23 protein-coding genes and 1 pseudogene are annotated in these 17,320 nt (G+C 70.7%); 7 read left to right on the forward strand and 17 right to left on the reverse strand.

Annotated elements, in window-relative coordinates; translation table 11 throughout:
• Positions 1-10: 10 nt before the first annotated feature.
• From B1L11_RS22975 to B1L11_RS23005, 7 genes are all read right to left on the reverse strand, one after another.
• Positions 11-538: a hypothetical protein gene (locus tag B1L11_RS22975; RefSeq protein ID WP_079316395.1), complete on the reverse strand. Its 528-nt coding sequence runs from the start codon at positions 536-538 to the stop codon at positions 11-13.
• Positions 535-885, reverse strand: coding sequence for a hypothetical protein (locus tag B1L11_RS22980; protein ID WP_079316396.1), 351 nt, complete (start codon positions 883-885; stop codon positions 535-537). Before B1L11_RS22980 ends, B1L11_RS22975 begins: the two co-directional genes overlap by 4 nt.
• The gene (locus tag B1L11_RS22985; RefSeq protein WP_079316397.1) at positions 882-1,073 is read right to left on the reverse strand and encodes a hypothetical protein; all 192 of its coding nucleotides are present in this window, start codon (positions 1,071-1,073) and stop codon (positions 882-884) included. The genes B1L11_RS22980 and B1L11_RS22985 overlap by 4 nt, the downstream gene beginning before the upstream one ends.
• 34 nt (positions 1,074-1,107) lie before the next feature.
• On the reverse strand, positions 1,108-1,938 hold the full coding sequence (locus B1L11_RS22990) for a hypothetical protein (protein ID WP_079316398.1): 831 nt from the start codon (positions 1,936-1,938) through the stop codon (positions 1,108-1,110).
• A complete protein-coding gene (locus B1L11_RS22995; protein ID WP_143737466.1) occupies positions 1,889-2,761 on the reverse strand; it encodes a hypothetical protein in 873 nt (290 codons plus the stop codon). Before B1L11_RS22995 ends, B1L11_RS22990 begins: the two co-directional genes overlap by 50 nt.
• Positions 2,762-3,022: 261 nt before the next feature.
• The gene (locus tag B1L11_RS23000) at positions 3,023-3,634 is read right to left on the reverse strand and encodes a hypothetical protein (protein WP_079316400.1); all 612 of its coding nucleotides are present in this window, start codon (positions 3,632-3,634) and stop codon (positions 3,023-3,025) included.
• Positions 3,631-4,041, reverse strand: coding sequence for a hypothetical protein (locus B1L11_RS23005; protein ID WP_079316401.1), 411 nt, complete (start codon positions 4,039-4,041; stop codon positions 3,631-3,633). Before B1L11_RS23005 ends, B1L11_RS23000 begins: the two co-directional genes overlap by 4 nt.
• A 90-nt stretch (positions 4,042-4,131) precedes the next feature.
• Between B1L11_RS23005 and B1L11_RS23010 the strand changes: the two genes are divergently transcribed.
• Positions 4,132-4,902, forward strand: a complete 771-nt coding sequence (locus B1L11_RS23010) for a GntR family transcriptional regulator (RefSeq protein WP_079316402.1) — start codon at positions 4,132-4,134, stop codon at positions 4,900-4,902.
• Positions 4,903-4,997: 95 nt separating this feature from the next.
• Here B1L11_RS23010 and B1L11_RS23015 read toward each other — a convergent pair whose 3' ends face one another.
• The 8 genes from B1L11_RS23015 to B1L11_RS23045 all read right to left on the reverse strand — a co-directional run bounded on the left by B1L11_RS23015 (position 4,998) and on the right by B1L11_RS23045 (position 9,024).
• Positions 4,998-5,243 carry a type II toxin-antitoxin system HicB family antitoxin gene (locus tag B1L11_RS23015; protein ID WP_143737467.1) on the reverse strand — a complete coding sequence of 82 codons (246 nt, stop codon included), beginning with the start codon at positions 5,241-5,243 and terminating at the stop codon, positions 4,998-5,000.
• A gap of 20 nt (positions 5,244-5,263) precedes the next feature.
• Positions 5,264-5,485 carry a type II toxin-antitoxin system HicA family toxin gene (locus tag B1L11_RS45490; RefSeq protein ID WP_143737468.1) on the reverse strand — a complete coding sequence of 74 codons (222 nt, stop codon included), beginning with the start codon at positions 5,483-5,485 and terminating at the stop codon, positions 5,264-5,266.
• Between the two features lie 92 nt (positions 5,486-5,577).
• On the reverse strand, positions 5,578-6,300 hold the full coding sequence (locus tag B1L11_RS23020; RefSeq protein ID WP_079316404.1) for a hypothetical protein: 723 nt from the start codon (positions 6,298-6,300) through the stop codon (positions 5,578-5,580).
• An 11-nt stretch (positions 6,301-6,311) separates the two neighbouring features.
• The gene (locus B1L11_RS23025) at positions 6,312-6,980 is read right to left on the reverse strand and encodes a pentapeptide repeat-containing protein (RefSeq protein WP_079316405.1); all 669 of its coding nucleotides are present in this window, start codon (positions 6,978-6,980) and stop codon (positions 6,312-6,314) included.
• Between the two features lie 76 nt (positions 6,981-7,056).
• Complete coding sequence (gene amcA / locus B1L11_RS23030; RefSeq protein WP_079316406.1) at positions 7,057-7,236, reverse strand: multiple cyclophane-containing RiPP AmcA; 180 nt, start codon at positions 7,234-7,236, stop codon at positions 7,057-7,059.
• The gene (amcB, locus tag B1L11_RS23035; RefSeq protein ID WP_079316407.1) at positions 7,233-8,357 is read right to left on the reverse strand and encodes a cyclophane-forming radical SAM peptide maturase AmcB; all 1,125 of its coding nucleotides are present in this window, start codon (positions 8,355-8,357) and stop codon (positions 7,233-7,235) included. Before amcB ends, amcA begins: the two co-directional genes overlap by 4 nt.
• Positions 8,358-8,446: 89 nt before the next feature.
• Positions 8,447-8,782: a hypothetical protein gene (locus B1L11_RS23040; RefSeq protein WP_079316408.1), complete on the reverse strand. Its 336-nt coding sequence runs from the start codon at positions 8,780-8,782 to the stop codon at positions 8,447-8,449.
• Complete coding sequence (locus tag B1L11_RS23045; RefSeq protein WP_079316409.1) at positions 8,779-9,024, reverse strand: hypothetical protein; 246 nt, start codon at positions 9,022-9,024, stop codon at positions 8,779-8,781. Before B1L11_RS23045 ends, B1L11_RS23040 begins: the two co-directional genes overlap by 4 nt.
• A 179-nt stretch (positions 9,025-9,203) precedes the next feature.
• On the opposite strand from B1L11_RS23045, the gene B1L11_RS23050 reads away from it, so the two are divergent.
• Together B1L11_RS23050 and B1L11_RS23055 are read left to right on the forward strand one after the other, a co-directional pair.
• On the forward strand, positions 9,204-10,514 hold the full coding sequence (locus B1L11_RS23050) for a helix-turn-helix transcriptional regulator (protein WP_079316410.1): 1,311 nt from the start codon (positions 9,204-9,206) through the stop codon (positions 10,512-10,514).
• Positions 10,514-11,053 carry a GNAT family N-acetyltransferase gene (locus B1L11_RS23055; protein WP_079316411.1) on the forward strand — a complete coding sequence of 180 codons (540 nt, stop codon included), beginning with the start codon at positions 10,514-10,516 and terminating at the stop codon, positions 11,051-11,053. Before B1L11_RS23050 ends, B1L11_RS23055 begins: the two co-directional genes overlap by 1 nt.
• A 129-nt stretch (positions 11,054-11,182) precedes the next feature.
• Here the strand turns inward: B1L11_RS23055 and B1L11_RS47045 are convergent, their stop codons facing one another.
• Positions 11,183-11,353, reverse strand: a complete 171-nt coding sequence (locus B1L11_RS47045; RefSeq protein WP_179155279.1) for a hypothetical protein — start codon at positions 11,351-11,353, stop codon at positions 11,183-11,185.
• A 57-nt stretch (positions 11,354-11,410) separates the two neighbouring features.
• Here B1L11_RS47045 and B1L11_RS23060 point away from each other — a divergent pair, with 57 nt between their 5' ends.
• The 4 genes from B1L11_RS23060 (at position 11,411) to B1L11_RS45500 (ending at position 15,706) form a co-directional block, all read left to right on the forward strand.
• Positions 11,411-11,812 (forward strand): GntR family transcriptional regulator, encoded by a 402-nt coding sequence (locus B1L11_RS23060; protein ID WP_079316412.1) that lies wholly within the window; start codon positions 11,411-11,413, stop codon positions 11,810-11,812.
• A 472-nt stretch (positions 11,813-12,284) separates the two neighbouring features.
• Complete coding sequence (locus B1L11_RS23065) at positions 12,285-12,698, forward strand: TadE family type IV pilus minor pilin (protein ID WP_143737469.1); 414 nt, start codon at positions 12,285-12,287, stop codon at positions 12,696-12,698.
• Positions 12,699-12,858: 160 nt separating this feature from the next.
• Positions 12,859-13,248: an Rv3654c family TadE-like protein gene (locus tag B1L11_RS23070; RefSeq protein ID WP_306291693.1), complete on the forward strand. Its 390-nt coding sequence runs from the start codon at positions 12,859-12,861 to the stop codon at positions 13,246-13,248.
• Positions 13,249-14,410: 1,162 nt separating this feature from the next.
• Positions 14,411-15,706, forward strand: coding sequence for a hypothetical protein (locus B1L11_RS45500; protein WP_143737470.1), 1,296 nt, complete (start codon positions 14,411-14,413; stop codon positions 15,704-15,706).
• A 138-nt stretch (positions 15,707-15,844) separates the two neighbouring features.
• Here the strand turns inward: B1L11_RS45500 and B1L11_RS51680 are convergent.
• Positions 15,845-17,184 (reverse strand): annotated as a pseudogene (locus tag B1L11_RS51680) (Zn-binding domain-containing protein); the annotation flags it as partial.
• Positions 17,185-17,320 lie beyond the last annotated feature (136 nt).

A 17,320-nucleotide genomic window follows, 5' to 3' on the forward strand; every position in this document is an offset into this window, starting at 1 on the left:
GTGGTGCCTTTCATGGAGGGGGCTGGCGGCGCCGGTTGCGGCTTCGGCGTGGCCGGCCGCTGCCGGGGCTGGGGACGGGTCGACCGGGCGGCGGGGCGGATTTGTCGCGGCGGAGGCGGGCCTTCCAACCTGCGCGGGCACGCTCACGGCTGGACTTCGCCCATGTGCGGGCCTGGCCGCCGAGGCTGCGCCACTTGTCGCGTGCCGACTGCTCCGGACGACGGGCCGTTCGTTCGGCCCAGCGCCGCCCGCTCCACTCGTGCAGCGCGCGAGCGGCCCGGCCGGTCCGCCGGCCCGCGAGCTCGGCGACGGCCTCGCTCGCCGTGTCCGCCTTCACGGGGGAGGCGCCGGTGGCGTTGTAGAAGCGGACCAGCAGCGAGCCGCGGGCCGGTCGCCGGACACCACCGGGCCCGCGGCCACGGGCGGCCCGACCACCGCCACGGGTGGCCCGCAGGGGGTCGTTGCGGTTGGCGCGCTTGACCGCGGCGTAGACGAGGCCGCTCGCGGTCGCGATCACGACGAGCTCGCCCCCGGTCATGACGGGTCGCCGCCTGAGCTCAGGTCGACGTGGCGGGCCGGATCGGCCTGGTCGTCGATGGCGTACGCAGACGAGCGGCCCGCGACCGGCTCGGTTGTGGAGGTCGGGTCTTCGTCGGTGCCACCCTGCTGCCGGTTGGCGCGGTCGTTGGACAGCTCGACCAGGGCGAACACGGCTGCCAGGCCCGCCCCGGTCAGGATCGGCAGGGTGATCGCCAGCGCCAGGGGCAGGCCCAGCAGGCGGCAGCCCACCATGAGGCCACCGAGGGTAAGCACGCCTGTGCCTGTGGGGCGGAACGACCACCACTGCCGGACGAACTCGCGCCACGAGGTCGGGGTGATGCTCATCCGAAGAACACCCCCCACAGGCGGCTGATGCTGATGGAGTTCCACGAGTGCGCTCCGGCGAGCAGGGCACCGGTCAGCAGGCCGAAACCGCCGAGGATGAGCAGCTCGTACCACTTGGTGATCCGGGCCCACACCAGGGCGACGATCGCGCCGAACAGGGCGAGCCAGAGACCAGGAAGCCAGTTCACGACAGGTCACATCCGTTCACGTTCACAGGGGGAGTCAGTCGTCGCCGGAGACAGTGACTTGCGGGGTGTCGCCATGCTCACCCGAGTCCGGCTCCGGGGTAAGGGACTTGCTCGGCGCGTAGACGGTGCCGTCGTCGGTGAAGGTGTAGCCCTGCGCGGTCATGCGGTCCTGCACGGCCCGCACACGACGCCCGCCCCAGCCGGAGCTGAAGCCGTAGCGGTCGCCGACCTCGCTCCAGGTGGGTCGCTTCCCGACACCGTTCCTGCCGCGGCACCTTGCGCGGATCCACTCTTCGGCGGCTCGATTGTCCTGCTCATTGGGCCTGCCGCGCTCGTCGCGCTCCTCATCGTCGTCCTCACGCGGCTCCTCACTGCCGGACCCGTCACCCGTGTGCGTGACCGTGAGGACGTCCCCCTCGTTCAGGGGCCACGTCTCCGGCTCACCGACACTCACGGGCTCACTCACCGGAAGTGTGGGGAGCAGGACGGTCGCCGGGGTGGGCGCGGTGTGCGGCGCCGTGTGGGTGTGGCCGTTGATCGGCCGGCCGTTGGCGCTCACGGGAGCACTCACACTGCCGTTCACCGTGTGAGGGACGAGCGTGCGCGGCCGCGTGAGGGGGAACGGCATCAGCTTGGGCCGCTTCCACGCCTCGTAGGCGTCAATGGCCGCACGAGCCTCCTGGGCCATCTCCACCGGCTCCTCCACCGGCGCCTGCTCGGGAGCGGCCCAGGCGGAGGCGGCGGGGATGTCCAGCAGCTGCTCCATGCTGCGCAGGGCGGCCACCTGGCCGCGCAGCGCCTCCTGCAGGGCGGCATCACGGGCGAGCCCAGCGTGCTCGGCCGCCGCAGTGAACGCCCGGCGCATCGCCCGGTAGGCCCGGCGCTGCTTGCGCGTCGACGCCCCCGGCCTCGCGCAGCTGGTGCGCGCGGTCGGAGGCGAGCGCGACCCGGGTGAGGCGGCGCTGGGTGTCGACTTCGCCGGCGGTGCGGTCGGTCGCCTCGGCCAGGCCGAGCCGGACGAGGATGCGTTCGGGGGTGAGCCGCCAGTGGATGGAGGAGCGGCCGCGGATGCGGCGCCGCTCGATGGCCATGCCGCGCTCCCACAGCCAGGCGGCCACCAAGGGGGCGGCGAGCCGGAACGCGGCTTCGGCCAGGCCCTTGAGCCCCTTCCCGCTGAGCGTTGCGTCCATGGCGGACAAGACGGCGGTGAGCACTGCGAAGGCCCACACGGCGATGCCGTCGACCCCGGCGGAGTAGTTGTCCCGCATGCTGCGGCGTGCGCGCACGGCGGAGGTGACGACGGCGACTTCGATGAAGCCGAACAGCACCAGCCGCAACGGGCCGTCGAGGCCAAGGACGTCTCCGGAGAAGCGCCACATGCCCTGCGCGGAGACGCCGGTCGCGATGCTCGCGGCGACCATCGTCAGGATGTCCTCGGTCGTCCGGTCGGCGGCCCAGCCGCGGACCGCCGCCGTCAGCGCGTGAGCCGCGTGGGCGGTCGTGCGGAGGACGGCGCGCAGGGTGAACCAAGCCAGGACGAGGAGCGCCAGGGCGAGCACGCTGAGGATGGCCGTCGCGATCGGGTGTGCGGCGGCGTAGGCGGTCACCTGGTCGAGGACCGGCAGGCCCGGCGAGTTGTTGGCGGATGGACCTGGCAAGGGAGCCAGGGCCTGGTTATCTTGCGTCAAGGTCGTTTCCTTCGTGGAGGTAACGGCGACCCGATTGGGTCCGGCCCCGTGTCAGCGTTGCGATCGCTGCTGCGGGGCCGCTGTCGTCTTCGGTTGTGGTGGGGCCCCGGGGATGGCCGGTGATCCCCGGGGCAGGTGGCTCGCCCCGTCCCGGATCGGGCCGAGCCACCGTCTGTTGCCCTGCCGGCCCGAACTGGGCAACAGGCCGGCAGGGCGCCCCGCCTCAGCCGCGCAAGGGTCAGACGCGGCGAGGCGGGAAGCTCATGGGAGCGGCTCGGGCCGCAGGTCGGCGAGAGTGACGACGAGCTGCTGGGCGAGCGTGCGGTGCAGCCGGCGGAACTCCTCCAGCAGGACGAGCGCGCGATCCTCGGTGACGACCGGCAAGGGGGTGCCGGGCTGGAACACGGTGCCGAGGACCGCGTACGGAAGGCTGAAGCGGGCGGTGTAGACGGCCGCGGACTTGCGCAGCCGCGGGCACAGCGCGATGGCCTCGGGAAGGCAAGCGCGGCAGGTCGGCGGCGCGTTGGTGTAGCCCTCGGGGACGTTCGTGCCGTCGGCTTCGGTGAGAACCCACCAGATGCGACCGGTGTGCTCGTCCAGAGCGGTCCGGCCGCATACCTGGCAGAGGTTGTGCTCCATGCACCGCCACTGCCGCAGCGTGTTGACCTTCTTCCACTCGATGCGGCCTGTCCGGCCGAGGCCGTGTCGGGCGCGTAGCACGCCGTACACCCAGTCGGTGGGCTGGGGGTCGGTGTAGGTCAGGCGCAGGCCTCCGGCCTCGGGGTGGTAGCGGAAGGCGAGGTTCTGCAGCACCTCCTCGTCCGACCAGGCGGTGATGTACGGCACGCGGATCGAAGGCGCTGGCGCGGTCATGCCTGCCCCCCCTTCGCCGCCAGGGCCTGCTCCTGGCCGTCCAGATCCAGCGGGAGGCGAAGGCCCGCCCACGAGACGTGACCACTTCCGTCGCGGCCTCTGCGCGTGCCGCAGGTGTCCGCCAGGCGCGACACTTCCGCCAGCGCACTCGTCGGCCCGCGCCCATCCACCAGCACGCCCGGGTCGCACACCTCGAAGCTGACCTCCGTCGGGTTGATGCAGGTCGTCAACGTGAACAGGCTCTCGGGTGCCGTGCGGGTCAACGCGTCCTCGGCCAGCGCCCGCACGATCTGCTCAGCCGTCTCAGCCTGCGCGGGCCCCCATGCCGAGAGCACCGCGCGGGCATGCTGGGCCGCGATCTCGACCATCTCGGGGAGACCTGGATAGTCCTGCCGGTACATCGCCATTGCCACCACCGGGGGGAGTAGCCGGATATCCGGCTGTCTTGCCGGATCTCCACCTTGCAACCTGGATATCCGGCACGTCAAGCTGTACGGGTGGACCAACCTCGTTACCTACAACTGGCCGACCACTACCGGCGGCTCATCCTGTCCGGGCAAATGCCACCAGGCACCCGCCTGCCAGCCCGCCACGAGATCGCCGCGGAACACGGCGTCGCCGAAGGCGTAGCGAGGTCCGCCATCCAAACCCTCGCCGGAGAAGGCCTGGTCGAGGTGCGCTCCGGAGCTGGCGCGTTCGTCAGGAAACGGCCGGAGTTACGGCGCCTGGTCCGTTCCTGGTATCGCGACCATCGTGGCGGATCGCCGTTCCGTGCGGAGATGGAGGCGCAAGGCCGGGCCGGGACGTGGTCGTATGAGTCGGAGACCATCCAGGCCCCGCCGGCGATCCGCGAGCGCCTAACCCTCGGCGAGCCGGACCCGAACGTCGTGGACGTCATGCGGACGCGGTATGTGTTCTTCGGGGACGACGAGCCGGTGATGCTGTCCACGTCGTACGAGCCGTACGAGCTCACCAGGGGTGAGCCGATCGTGTTCCCGGAGGATGGGCCGTATGCGGGGCAGGGTGTCGTCGATCGGATGGCCGTCATAGGTGTGACCATCACGCACTGCCCCGAGATCGTGTCGGCCCGGCCGATCACCGCCGCGGAGGCCAAGGACCTGGTGATGCCGGCGGGGTCGCTCGCGCTGACGATCCAGCGGACGTACTACGCCGGCGAGAGGCCGGTCGAGACGGCGGACCTTGTCATTCCGGTCGACAAGTACGAGCTGGTGTACGACGTGCCCGTACGGCGGGGGATTGCGGAATAGGCCGACGACGGGCGCGTGATGCTAGGTGACCGCGCCGCAGGCGAAGCAAAAGGGTCGCCCCGCCTAGCGGAGCGACCCCTTGAAGTCTGAAAGCGTCAGCACACGGCGAAGCGCTGCTCACGCGTGTGGACGGTGATCGGCTCAGGTGCTTCCATCTTCACCTCGACCCGCACCTCATCGTTAGACAGGTAGAGGCCGATCGCCTCCGCGAGGTTCACCCAGAGCTCCTCGATGCTCTCCCCGGACGCGAAGCACCCCGGCAGCTCATCGACCTCAGCCCATACCGTGTCGTCGTCCTCGGTGTGCACTCGGATCGTGTAGGTCCCGGTGCGTTCGTCCATGCCTGACGTCATGTGGCGCTTCACCGTCCCTTCAGTCCCGCCTGCCGGAGTATCGCATCTGAAAGAGAAGCTGAATAGTCCCGCCCGCTGTGCTGTGGCAACGTGATCGGTCGGCAGCCTTCCTTCTCCATCTTCACGGTATGTTTCCCGCCGAGAGTCTCAACCCACCCGTGGTCTTCCAGCAGTTTCTTTGCTTTCCGCTGGTTAAGAACGCGCGGAAGGTCGTCGTTGCCTCTCCCCATGCGGCTCCCTTCTCGGAGGTCTCGCGCGCAGGTGCGGGAAGAGCGTAAATCGTTCCAGCATCAGCCGATGCGGGTTTGAAAACCCTTCACATTCAGGACGGCGGCCCCAGCCAGAACGCGACCACCGACCACTCCGCCGCCCCGGCCGTCGAGCCGTCATGCGGCAGCAGCTCCGTGGGCGCGATGTACCCCTGGCCGGGCTCCAGCCGGATCCGCAGGCATCTCAGCGGGTGCCCCTCGGCGATGTAGCGCCGCAGGTCGTCGGTGTGTGGTAGGTGGCCATCCTGGTCGCGGCCCAGCGCGCCGCAGATATCCATGATGGTCCGGTCTCCGAGCAGGAGGTAGCGGCTGCCGGGGCCCATGTTGAGGGCCAGGCGGCGGCGGCTGCGTAGCCGCTCCGAGTAGGGCAGGCGGTCGAAGTTGTCGATGTGCAGCCCGATCCGGCGGCGACCGTTGTCGAAGTCCAGCGTGGTGGTCAGGCAGCCGGCGGGACTGTCGGCGCACGCGAGCAGCTCATGCGGCCACTGCCCGTCCAGCGGATCGAGGGCGGCGGCGGCCTGGCGCCGCTCATCCAGGTCGGCACCGGGGGAGACCGGCAGCGGGCGGGTGACCAGCTTGACCACCAGGCCCGGCGGGGTCGTCTCGTCCGCGCGGAACTGCTCGGCCTCGCCCTCGGTGAGTGGCCGCCAGTCCCCGGCGGGGACGACTGCGCTCTTGTCGTCGTAGCCGGGGACGTCACCGACCTGGGTCACGCTGCCGATGTCGATGCGGTGCCGGATGCTCTCGAACTGGTCGAACAGCAGGTGAAAGCCCACGGTCGCCCCTCCTACGCCTGGTCTTCGGCGACGGCGATCTCAAGGTCGGCCGCGACCGCCTGCGCGAAGTCCTGGAGCTGGGACCGGTCGATCTTGGCCTTCCGCAGAGAAGTGACTCCGCGCACGCCGGCCAAGTCGTTGCCCCGCAGGTCGAGGTCGCGGTAGACGCCGCCGTCGAACTCGGTCAGGTGGAGATCGCAGCCGTCGACGGCCGCGCCGGTCATGTCCGCTCGGGAGAACGTAGCTTCCCGCAGCGAGCAGGATGCGAAGATGACCGGCCCGGCGGCGCGGACGCGGCTGAGGGTGGCGTAGTCCAGACGGCACCGCTCGAACAGCACGCTGTCGAGCGTGACCTCCTCCAGCAGCGCGCCGAGGAGCTTGCAGTCGCGGAAGACAACTCGTGACAGTTTGCTGTCCGACATGCGCAGGTTGGACAGGTCGCAGCCGGTCAGCTCCACCGAGTTCCACGTGACCTTGTCGAGGTAGGCGCGCTCGGTGGCCAGTCCGCTGATGCGGCCGCTCATCAGGGTCGTCCCGGATAGGGACAGCTCACGCAGTTGCGCGCCGTTGTAGATGAACTCCATCAGCCGGTCGCCGTCCAGCGAGGCGACCTCGTCCAGGTCCTCCTCGTCCAGGCCGGGCAGCGTCACCGTGGTCTCGCGCACGGTACGGGTCTCCATGTGTTCCTCCCTATCAATATGCGGTGAGGCCGCGGGCGAGTTCTCCGACCTGCTCGCCCACGGCCTCACTAGGTGGCTACTTCTTGCTCCAGTTGTCCCAGGAAGGGCGGTTATCGAACGTCTGACCGGCGTTGTCCCACGAGGGGCGGTTGTCGTGCCCGGCGTGGATCGTGCCGGGGGCGGTGGACGCGTACACGGTGACGAGGTCCTCGACGAGCGGGGCGTCCGTGGTCGCGAGTTCCTGCAGGGGGGTCATGCGCACTCCTTCGCAGCGGTTGTCAGGGCGGTAATGAGGGATTGCCGGGTGAGGCGGCAGTACGCGGTCTCGGTCGAGGAGAAGCTGCCGTGCTCGAAGTAGCGGTTGCCAGCCTGCGCGCCGCGGCAGAAGTCCCAGAACGCGCACTCGGCGCGGCACGCGCGGAGACCGTTTATGTACTCCTGGACGTATCGGAGCCGGTGAGCGTCGGCGAGCATCGCGGGAATCGACCGACGCAGGACGTTCCCGGCAAGGAAGTCGCCATACGTCGAGTCCTTGATGCCGCCCAGCTCCGGGGACAGCAGCACGACGTCGCCGTTCCAGGCAATGGTCGGAATCGGGTCGAGGCGGCGGGCATCCCACCGCTGGCGCTGCCCGCCGCGGACCAGCCGCAGGTATTCGGCGACGCGCTGCACCTCCCGCAGCACGGGCAGGTGACCGGGCTGCGTGGACCAGGCCAGCACCCGCGCCCAGAATTCCTCAGCGCGCTCGCGGCTGATCGGCGGCGCCGTGGTGTTGGCTCCCTCCAGCTCTTCGATGTTCAACCCGATCGACTGAGGCTCCAGGCGCATCAGGAAGTCGAGCAGGGCTTCGGGCTGGGCGATCCCTTCGGGGCCGACGACGGCGATGATCGAGAACGGGATGCCGTGCCGGCGGAGGTCCCGGATCCCCCGGATGGTTCGGGCGAACGCGGGCTGGCCGCGCAGGTCGACGCGGCGGCCGTTGAGGTGGGCGGGGCCGTCGATGCTGACGCCGACTCGCACGTCGAACCTGGTCAGAACCTTGCACCACTGGTCGCTGAGCAGGGTGGCGTTGGTCTGCACCTGGTGGCGGATGCGGTGTTGCCGACGCAGCTCCTCGAACGGGGCCAGCATGGCCGTGAACCGGCTCGCTCCGATGGTGAGCGGCTCGCCGCCGTGCCACACGATGTCTACCTGACCGCCGTCCGCGGTGAGCTCCTCGGCTGAGGCGACCACGGCTCGCAGCACCTCGGGGGGCATCTGCCTGTTCAGCTTCCTGTTCGGCAGGTAGCAGTAGCTGCAGTCCAGATTGCCACAGGGGGGTGGGTTGGAGCACGAGAGTCTGCGGCGGGCCGAACCACTGGCCGTACTGCCGTTCATCCATCGCGTGTCCTCGTCGGTGATGGGGATGGGGTGGGTGGTGCCGCCTCGCGCCGCGCCGCGCCTCGGTCACGCCGCGAGGCCGGGGCTCATGGGTGAGACGGCACCTGCACCGGAGGGCTGACGAAGCTCGGCTCCCAGCCGTCGCCGAGTAGCTGCGCGTACCGCTGGGCGTACCAGACCGCGAGCTGCTGCCGACCGAGCGGCGTGGTGGTCTCCGACGTGACCTCGCCGCCCACCGTGATGGTCTCCAGCGCCCGGTTCGCGTTGGCGAAGATGACGAGCACCATCTGCTTGCCGTCTTCACCGGTCTTGGTGAAGCAGTGATGCGCGGTCTCCTCCGGCTCCGGCGGCGCCTGTACGGGGCCGAGCACGAGGCGACGCAGGCCGGGCAGGGCCATGGCGAGGTGGAAGAAGGCGCTCACAGGCCTGCCCTTCGCGCAGCCAGGATATGGCCGTGCACCTCGCGCCAGCGGGCGGCGACACGTTCGGTCGCCGCGCCGGGCTCGCTTGCGGGTGCCTTCGCGAGGATCACCCGGTTCCGCTCGTCGCGGCCGGGGACGCGGTGCCGGGCTCCGAGGTCCTGCCGAAGGCGTTCCAGTGCCTGCACAGCGGCGTCCGTGGGGGACAGCGGCGGGGGCTTGGGGGCGGCGACGAGCTGGTCCATCAGAGGTCTCCTGCGAACGTCAGGTGGTAAGGGCCCCTTCCCGATGGTGACTGTGTGCGACGGGAAGAGTGCATCAAGTGCGGTGCTGTGCCATAGTCGCCATAGATCCCCGGGGGAACCAAGGCGCGTGATCTGGCCAAAGTGATTGACCAGAACTGACCACAACCAGGAGCTGCGGAATGCCACGTCCCGCTGATCCGGTCGACCCAGCCAAGTCGCCCTGGCACCTACTCGGCGCGGCCCTCCGCCACTGGCGCGAGCAGCAGAAGGCATCGCTCGACGACGTCGCCCGCCAGGCCCACATGGACCCATCCATCCTCGCCCGCTACGAGCGAGGCGACCGCCGCCCCCCAGCCGACGCCGTACAACGGCTCGAACGCGTCCTCGGCTCCCGCGGGATCCTGCCCGCACTCCATGCCAACGCCGTGGCCAATACCGGCAAACAGGGCTCGCCAGAACCCGCCCAGCCGCCGCATGCTGACGACATGGACCACCTGCGCCGGCAACTCCTCGCCGGGATCGCGCTCACCGGCGCCGCCGCGGCGTTGCCCATAGACGGCCTGACCCGCCTACGGGAGGTCGTCGACGACCATGTCGGGGCGGCGAGCGTCGAGGAATGGGAGGAACTCGCCTGGGAGTACGCCCACCAGGTCGTCACCCGGCCGCTGCCCGACCTCATCTCCGACCTGTCGGTCGACCTCCTCGCCCTGCAGAAAGCCATGAGCGCCGCCCCCAGCGACCCGGTCGCCTGGGCCCGGGTCAACACCCGCATGACGTTCCTGCTCGCCTACGCGCTCGGCTCGGCCGGGCAAGCCCGCGAATCCCGCCACTGGTGGGCCTCAGCGCGCCGCTCCGCAGCACAGGCAGGCGACGACATGCTGGCCACGGTGTGCGCCTTCGAGGCCATCCAGGCGCTGTATGAGGACCGGCCGCTGCCGCTCGTCCTGGCCCGCGCCGAGGAAGCTCTCACAGCCACCCAGGGGCGGCCCTGCGCGGCGACCGCCAAGGCGCTCGGCGCCCGCGCCAACTCCCGCGCCCTGCTCGGCGACCTGGAGGGGGCCGAGGACGACCTGAACGAGCAGGACCGCGTGTTCGACCAACTCCCCGACCAGGTGACCGGCGACCGCGCCTCCGTTTTCGGCTGGCCCGTCACCCGGACCCTGCACTCGCGGTCCCTCGTCTACACCCTGGCAGGCCACCCGGCCGCCGGCCGGGCCCAGGCCGAGGCGCTCGCCGCCTACCCCAACCCCGCCGACCGACAAGCCGCCCAGGTGCAGCTGCACGTCGCGATGAGCGCCGTACGGTCCGGCGACGTCGACGGCGGCCTCGGCCACGCCCGCACCGTGCTGGCCGAGCTCGGGCCGGCCAACCTGACGCGCTATGTGGTGCACACCGCGGTATCGGTCGTGCAGGCCCTGCCGCCAGCCCGGCAGACCGAGCCCAGCGTGATCGAATACCGGCAGATGCTGGCCCTACCCGGAGGTGTCTGATGGGAGTCGATTTCCACCGCCTCACCGGCGAGGCCGCCGCGGCGGCCCTGGACGATGAACTGGCGGAGGTCTACATGGCCATCCGCGCCGAACCGCCGTACAACTCTGGCCCGCTCTACCAACGCGACCGCTTCCTCGACCGCACCCGGAAGCAGGCCGGCAGCCCGGGGTTCACCCTCGTGGTGGCCGAGGACGGCGGCGCCCCGGTCGGGTTCGCGTTCGGCCTGCCGTTTCCCGCGGGCCGCTGGTGGGGCGGGGAAACCACCCCGGGCCCTGCGGAGGTTGTCGCGGCCGACAAGTACGCGGTGATCGAGCTGAACCTGGTCAAGGAGTACCGGGGACAGGGCATCGGCGGGCGCCTGCTGGGTGAGTTGCTGGAGGGGCGGCCCGAGCCGTACGCGACGCTGTTGTCCCGGCCGGAGGCGGCGGCGCACGCGATCTATGAGCACTGGGGATGGAAGGTCGTCGGCACGTGCCGCCCGGCGCCGGACGCCGAGGTGGCGGACGTGATGGTGCTCGACCGCAGGCGCATCCGCTAGTTACCGGAGGCAAGCGGAGACGACGAGGGCCGCCCCGCCGAAGCGGAGCGGCCCCATCCCTGGCACGGGTCTATCTCTCCGACGCGCAACCAGCGCGAGAGGTTCACACGCCGAGCGAGCGGGCCCATCTCACGGCACCTGCCGCCACTTCCCGCCGGCACGGAGGTACAGCTCGCGGAGATACCAGTCCCCGGGCTCCAGAAGCGGGACCACGACGACCTTGCCGTCCTCGGCAATCCGGATGTCGCCCGGGCGGGAGAGGATGCCCCACGCCCACGCGAGGGCAGCCTCCTGGCCCATGTCATCACTACGTAGGTATGACAGGGACGTACCTACGTAGGCACTACGGTCCCTTCCATGATCAATCCGGGCACGGGGGTGCCTGTCTATCGGCAGCTGGCGGACCTCATCCGCCGGCAGATCGAGACAGGACAGCTCCGCCCGGGCCAGCGTCTGCGGGCCGAGCCGGACTACATGGACGAGTACGGCATCTCGCGCACCTCGGTGCGGCAGGCTATGGCCATGCTCCGCGCCGAGGGACTCATCACCACCACCCGCCGGGGGTCACGTGTCCGCGCCGAGCACGACGTAGACGAGGTCGCCATCGGGGCAGATACTCGGGTCCGGACGCGCATGCCGAGCGCTGAAGAGCGCCAGGCCCTGAACCTCGCAGAAGGCATTCCCGTATTCGTCATCGAGCGCGACGGCGCCGAGCCGGAGATCCTCCCCGGCGACCGCACGGTGCTCGTCGGCGACTAAGAGCTGGACGACCTCGCGCCGTCCAGAGGACGGGCCACCCCGGCAATATGCGTGCCGGGGTGGCCCCCGCCCGGATCCGCCGCTCGAAGGCGTCCCTGCGCGGTCTCCGGGTGATCCTGATAATGCGTGCCGTTAATGCCGTTTTGCAACGGTCCCGCCGAAATCATTCTCGAAAACCTGGGCGAATCCGGAGCAAACGGGCAGGGCCGCCCCGCTGCAACCCTGCGCAGCAGCGGGACGGCCCTGCCCCACTTAGACGCACCAGATCGGCAGCTGGGTGCCAAGCCTCCGCCCTTGCTTTGCAAGCGTTCTTCTGGAAGGTGGTCACGAGCGCTGAAGTGAGGTCGATGCTTGCCGCGCTCATCCAAAAAGCGCTCAAGCTGGCCGCCTGAGGCCCCCGGTGGTGCGCCGCTGTGCCTGGGTGCCGCGACGTCGTGTGGTGGACGGGCGGCCCCGGCGGGAGCGAGGCTCGGTGACCGCGGAGACCGCTGTCGCCCTTCCGGCCCTCGTGCTGGTGCTGACCGCCTCACTGTGGGCGGTGACGATCGCGGGCGCGCAACTGCGATGCGTCGACGCCGCCCGGGCCGGCGCACGCGCCGCCGCGCGGGGTGAGGCAGCCGAGGAGGTGAGCAGGGCAGTCCTGCGACTGGCTCCCGAGGGTGCCTCGGTGTCCATTCGCACGGGAGCGGACACCACCCGGGTCGAGGTCATCGCGACGATCCGGCCGCCGTTCAGGTCGCCGCTCCCGCCGGTTCGACTCCGGTCCGCCGCCGTCTCCGCCACCGAACCCGGCGTTCTCTCGCCATCGACGGCGGATACGGGGGAGAGCCGGCCTCCGGACAGCGGGGAAGACCTCGCCGCTCCGCGACCGGGCGAACGCGAATGACGAGCGGCCCACAAGCCACATGAACACGGCCGGCAGTCGCCCTGAACACATAGGAACGCAGCCGGTGGACGGCCCCTGAGCCGGAGAAGCGCGACGGCGGATCACTCCGAACAGCGAGGACGTGTGGATGACGGATCGTTGCGGACATGAAGGCATGCGAATGAGGAGATTTCAGGCCTGCGAGGACGGAGCGCGCTCCACACGGGAACGCGGCTCGGCGACCATCTGGACGATCGCTCTCATGACCGCCGTGTCGGCGGTGGCGATGGTCGTCGTCCAGGTGGGCGTCGCCCGCGTGGCGCGGCACCGGGCGCAGAGCGCCGCCGACCTCGGCGCGCTCGGGGCCGCTCGCGTGGCGCTGGCGGTCCCGGATGAGGCGTGTCATCGCGCGGAGGCCATCACGGTCGCCAACGGCGCCTCGCTGCGGTCGTGCTCGCTGTCGGGCGGCGTCGCCGAGGTCGCGGTAACGGTGCGGTTCGTGGTCCCCCTCCTCGGTCCCACGACGGCCTCTGCCTCCGCCTCGGCCGGTCCGGTCGGCGCCCCCGCATGAGTGGGTTGCTCGGCCGGTCCGGTTGGTGTCATGGCATGAGTGGGTTGACCGGCGCGGTTCGGCCGGTGCCGCCGCATGAGCGGTTGTTCGGCCGGCCGTCCGGTGCCGCCGCATGAGGGCGATCGCTTTGTCGAGGCCCGAGTCCCGTCCGGCGGGATCCGCAGGGCAATGTGCGCCACCGGCCGCTTCGGGGGCGACGGGCATATCACGCAATTTGGATCTTCCGTAATGTGAGACTACTTGTGTCGCAATAGAATCACGACTTCTTAGACATTCGGTCCAAGAGTGGACGGCTGGCGTAAAGTGCCGCGTACTCTCAGTCGCCGTACGCATTCGGCCGAGGCAGTCGGGGCGGACGGTTCTCCACGAAGGGATGCGTCGTGACCAGGGTTCGTAGGCTGGGCACAACGGCGATGATCGTTCTGGCGGCTCTGGTGTCCGCGCCGATGATCGGTGTCGCACCCGCGAACGCGGCCGACGCCGAGATCCTTTCTCCTGCGGACGGCGCGGTCGTCAAGTCGTCCGGTGCGGTGGCTGTGTCCGCGAAGACGGACTGGTACCAGATCAGCATGGCCCTTTACGTCGAGGGCCCTTCCGTATCCCGGCAGAAGATCGCTTCTGGCGGCGCGAACCAGACGATCAGCGGATCCTTCGACCCCGGCGACGCCCCCAACGGGACGTTCACGGTCAGTTTGTTCGGTGAGGTCACGCACAAGACCTACGCCACCTCGACCTTTGTGCTCAGCAGGCCGCCGGAAGCTCCCTCCGGGGTCGAGGCACAGCTCAAGAACCCCTCGACAATCCTGGTCAGCTGGGCGAAGGGCGCGGAGCCGGATCTCCAGTCGTACGAGATCACCTCGGTCAAGGCCGGCAAGTCCGGCTCCGTCTCCGCGGACTCCGCCTGCTCCGGTTCGACCTGTCAGACCAAGCTCGCGCTTCCATCCGGTCTGGGTGGACAGAAGGTGGACGTCTCCGTCCGCGCGTTCCGGTCGGACGGCACCGGCGGCACCGTCGCATCTCAGCGCTCCGCGGCCGTGTACGTGACCGTGCCCGCCCCCGAAACCGTCCCCGACTCCCTCCCCCGACGCCGTCGAAGAAGCCGGGCCAGGCGGCGGTCAAGTCGCCCGCCGCCAAGACCCCGAAGACGCACCAGACCGCCGCCGTGCCGAACCCGGAACCGGCACTGCCTCAGAACACCGCGCTGCCCAAGGACACCGAGCCGCCGAAGGACACCGAGCTCACGCTGCCGGAGGCGAACGGCGGCAGCGACCAGACCGAGCCGGTGGTCGTCCCGGAGAAGACCGACGACCCGAAGATGACGGCTCAGTCCTCGTTCCTGCCGCTCGGCGGGCTGAGCTTCGGCGTGTACGTCGCGCTCGCCGTCGTCCTGCTGCTCACGGGCGCGAACCTGGGCGCCTGGCTGCGGCGCAAGGGCCTGACGAGTGACAGCGGGGGCGAGGGACGATCCGGTGGCTCGGAGCCGCGGCAGGTGGCAGGAAAGACGGGCACCTCGCCTCAGGCCGCCACTGTGGCGAGTGGCGCGGCCGCGTTCGGCGGCGCCGCCACGGCGAAGGCCCGGGGGAAAGCGCCTGTCCGACGTCCCTCCGTAATCCTGGCCAGGCCGAAGGCCCGCGAGAATCTCCCGGAGGCGGAAGGCGACCCCGAGACCCTCCTGGGCGCCGTTTCCTCGACGAGCGAGAGCACGGACACGATCCCGGGCGCAGGCACGATCACCGGCACCGGCACTGGCACGCCGGGTGTGGGCACGGTCACCGACAGCGATACCGACACGGGCACGATCCCAGGCGTGGGCGTGGGCGTGGGCACGATCAGGGACACGGGCCAGGAGACCGCGTTGTCCGATCAGGGGCCGGCCGCCTCTCTCGACCGGCCGGACCAGCAGGAGCCGCTGTCGGCTGCCGCTGAAAGCCCTACCGCTGAAAGCCCTACCGCCGAGATCAGTTCAATCGCTGAGACCAGCCCTGGTGTGACACTCGCGGCCGAGGCGACCTCCGCTGCCCCCACCACCGAGGACCGCGCTCCCGGTGACCCGGCTTCCGGTGCCCACCCGGCCGACGGAAGTGCTTCCGGCACCAATCCGTCGAACGGCGCCTCCGTGGACTCTGCCGTCGCCCGTGCGGCTTTCCCCACATCGCCGTCCGGTGTTGTCATGGCCTCCGCCGCCGCAGGCGAATCGCCCGTGCAGTCCGCGCTGGACCAGCTGGCCTCGCTTCCTCCGCTGACCGCACGTCTGGATGACGGCGGCCGGACGGCCCCCGATCCCGTATCGCTGTCTCCGGCGGCGCTGCCCGGTCAGATGCCGGTCCCCGTGCCGGCGGTGCCCGCGGGTGCGGCGTTCAACGGCGAGATGCCGGAACGGCCTCTCCGCCAGCCCGAGCCGGACGTCTGGACGGAGGACGACGACAGCCTCTACTCCGGCCGCCACCGCGACCTCTGACGGTCGTGCGTTCCCGGCACTTGCCGGGACACGTGCCTTGGGTGCCTGCCGCCTGCATCCGCCTCTGTTCGCCCGCCGGGAGCCGTGCCCCGCCAGCCCGGGCGGTGCCGTCCGATGCCTGACGCGATCCGCGCCGGGTCAGGTGCCCAGGAGGATGTCGAGGAGGCGGATCGCCCCGGCCTTGTCGAGCGGCTCGTTGCCGTTGCCGCACTTGGGGGACTGGATGCAGGACGGGCAGCCGCGCTCGCACTCGCATGAGGCGATCGCCTCCCGCGTCGCCGTCAGCCAGTCGGACGCCCGGGCGTACCCGCGCTCGGCGAAGCCCGCGCCTCCGTCGTGGCCGTCGTAGACGAAGACCGTGAGCAGGCCCGTGTCGGGGTGGAGCTCCGTGGACACGCCGCCGATGTCCCAGCGGTCGCAGGTCGCGAACAGGGGCAGCAGGCCGATCGAGGCGTGCTCGGCCGCGTGCGCCGCCCCGCCGAGATCCACCGCGTGTCCGGGCTCGATGAGACCGGCGAGCGCGGGCGTGGGCAGGGTCCACCAGACCGCGCGGGTGCAGAGTGTGCGCGGCGGCAGGTCGAGCGGCTCCTCGCCGAGGACCTCCCCGGTCTGCGTACGCCGCTTGAGGTACGAGACGACCTGGCGGGTGACCTCCACCGAGCCGAAGTGCAGGGTGCCGGGCCCGAAGGGCCGTGAGCGCAGCGACTCCATGACTCGGATGTCGGTGACGTCCCGTGCGAAGGTCGCGTAGTCCGGTTCGGCGGCGGTGACCAGGGCGACCCCCGCGTCCAGATCGAGCACGTCGACCACGAACGTCTCGCTCTGATGCAGGTAGACGGCTCCGGGATGGACCATGGAGTGCGCCGACGGCTCGTCGACCGTGCCCAGCAGGCGGCCGGTGGACGCCTCCACGACCTGCACCGGGGCACCGCCCGAGCCGCGGATGTCCGCCAGGTCGGCCGCGTGGTCCCGGCTCGTCCAGAACCACCCCGTGGGGCGCCTGCGCAGCAGTCCCCGGCTCACGAGGTCGTCGAGCACGCCCCGCGCCGCCGGGCCGAAGATCTCCAGGTCGTCCTCGGTCAGCGGGATCTCGGCGGCGGCCGCGCACAGATGGGGTGCCAGCACGTACGGATTGTCGGGATCGAGGACGATGGCCTCCACCGGCCGTCCGAACACCGCCTCCGGGTGATGGACGATGTAGGTGTCCAGCGGGTCGTCGCGGGCGATCAGCACGGCCAGCGCGTCCTGGCCCGCGCGGCCGCCCGGCCCGCCTGCTGCCATAAGGAGGCGCGGGTGCCGGGCCACCCGGCGATGAGGACCGCGTCGAGCCCCGAGACGTCGACGCCGAGTTCGAGCGCGTTGGTGGTGGCCAGGGCGGTCAGTTCGCCCGAGCGCAGGGCCTTCTCGAGCACTCGCCGGTCGTCGGCCAGGTAGCCCGCCCGATATGCCGCCACCCGGTCGGCCAGCCGCCCCCCTCCGCGATCTGTCCGGCGCCCCACGCCGGTCTCGGACGCCTCTCCGGTCTCGGCGGCCACCGCGGAGGACCGTCCCGGCCCGCCGACCTCGTCGAAGGCCTCGCCCGAAGCGCCGCCGAAGGCGCCCCCGGCAGCGCCC

The organism is Microbispora sp. GKU 823 (assembly GCF_002027145.1).
GTDB lineage: Bacteria > Actinomycetota > Actinomycetes > Streptosporangiales > Streptosporangiaceae > Microbispora > Microbispora siamensis.

What these genes read in the sequence shown, in the direction of transcription:
- B1L11_RS22975 (WP_079316395.1), bottom strand. Translation starts at nt 538, where the DNA reads ATGACCGGGGGCGAGCTCGTCGTGATCGCGACCGCGAGCGGCCTCGTC.
- B1L11_RS22980 (WP_079316396.1), bottom strand. Translation starts at nt 885, where the DNA reads ATGAGCATCACCCCGACCTCGTGGCGCGAGTTCGTCCGGCAGTGGTGG.
- B1L11_RS22990 (WP_079316398.1), bottom strand. Translation starts at nt 1,938, where the DNA reads ATGCGCCGGGCGTTCACTGCGGCGGCCGAGCACGCTGGGCTCGCCCGT.
- B1L11_RS23000 (WP_079316400.1), bottom strand. Translation starts at nt 3,634, where the DNA reads ATGACCGCGCCAGCGCCTTCGATCCGCGTGCCGTACATCACCGCCTGG.
- B1L11_RS23005 (WP_079316401.1), bottom strand. Translation starts at nt 4,041, where the DNA reads ATGGCGATGTACCGGCAGGACTATCCAGGTCTCCCCGAGATGGTCGAG.
- B1L11_RS23015 (WP_143737467.1), bottom strand. Translation starts at nt 5,243, where the DNA reads ATGGACGAACGCACCGGGACCTACACGATCCGAGTGCACACCGAGGAC.
- B1L11_RS45490 (WP_143737468.1), bottom strand. Translation starts at nt 5,485, where the DNA reads ATGGGGAGAGGCAACGACGACCTTCCGCGCGTTCTTAACCAGCGGAAA.
- B1L11_RS23025 (WP_079316405.1), bottom strand. Translation starts at nt 6,980, where the DNA reads ATGGAGACCCGTACCGTGCGCGAGACCACGGTGACGCTGCCCGGCCTG.
- amcA (WP_079316406.1), bottom strand. Translation starts at nt 7,236, where the DNA reads ATGACCCCCCTGCAGGAACTCGCGACCACGGACGCCCCGCTCGTCGAG.
- amcB (WP_079316407.1), bottom strand. Translation starts at nt 8,357, where the DNA reads ATGAACGGCAGTACGGCCAGTGGTTCGGCCCGCCGCAGACTCTCGTGC.
- B1L11_RS23045 (WP_079316409.1), bottom strand. Translation starts at nt 9,024, where the DNA reads ATGGACCAGCTCGTCGCCGCCCCCAAGCCCCCGCCGCTGTCCCCCACG.
- B1L11_RS23050 (WP_079316410.1), top strand. Translation starts at nt 9,204, where the DNA reads ATGCCACGTCCCGCTGATCCGGTCGACCCAGCCAAGTCGCCCTGGCAC.
- B1L11_RS23055 (WP_079316411.1), top strand. Translation starts at nt 10,514, where the DNA reads ATGGGAGTCGATTTCCACCGCCTCACCGGCGAGGCCGCCGCGGCGGCC.
- B1L11_RS47045 (WP_179155279.1), bottom strand. Translation starts at nt 11,353, where the DNA reads ATGGGCCAGGAGGCTGCCCTCGCGTGGGCGTGGGGCATCCTCTCCCGC.
- B1L11_RS23060 (WP_079316412.1), top strand. Translation starts at nt 11,411, where the DNA reads ATGATCAATCCGGGCACGGGGGTGCCTGTCTATCGGCAGCTGGCGGAC.
- B1L11_RS23070 (WP_306291693.1), top strand. Translation starts at nt 12,859, where the DNA reads ATGAGGAGATTTCAGGCCTGCGAGGACGGAGCGCGCTCCACACGGGAA.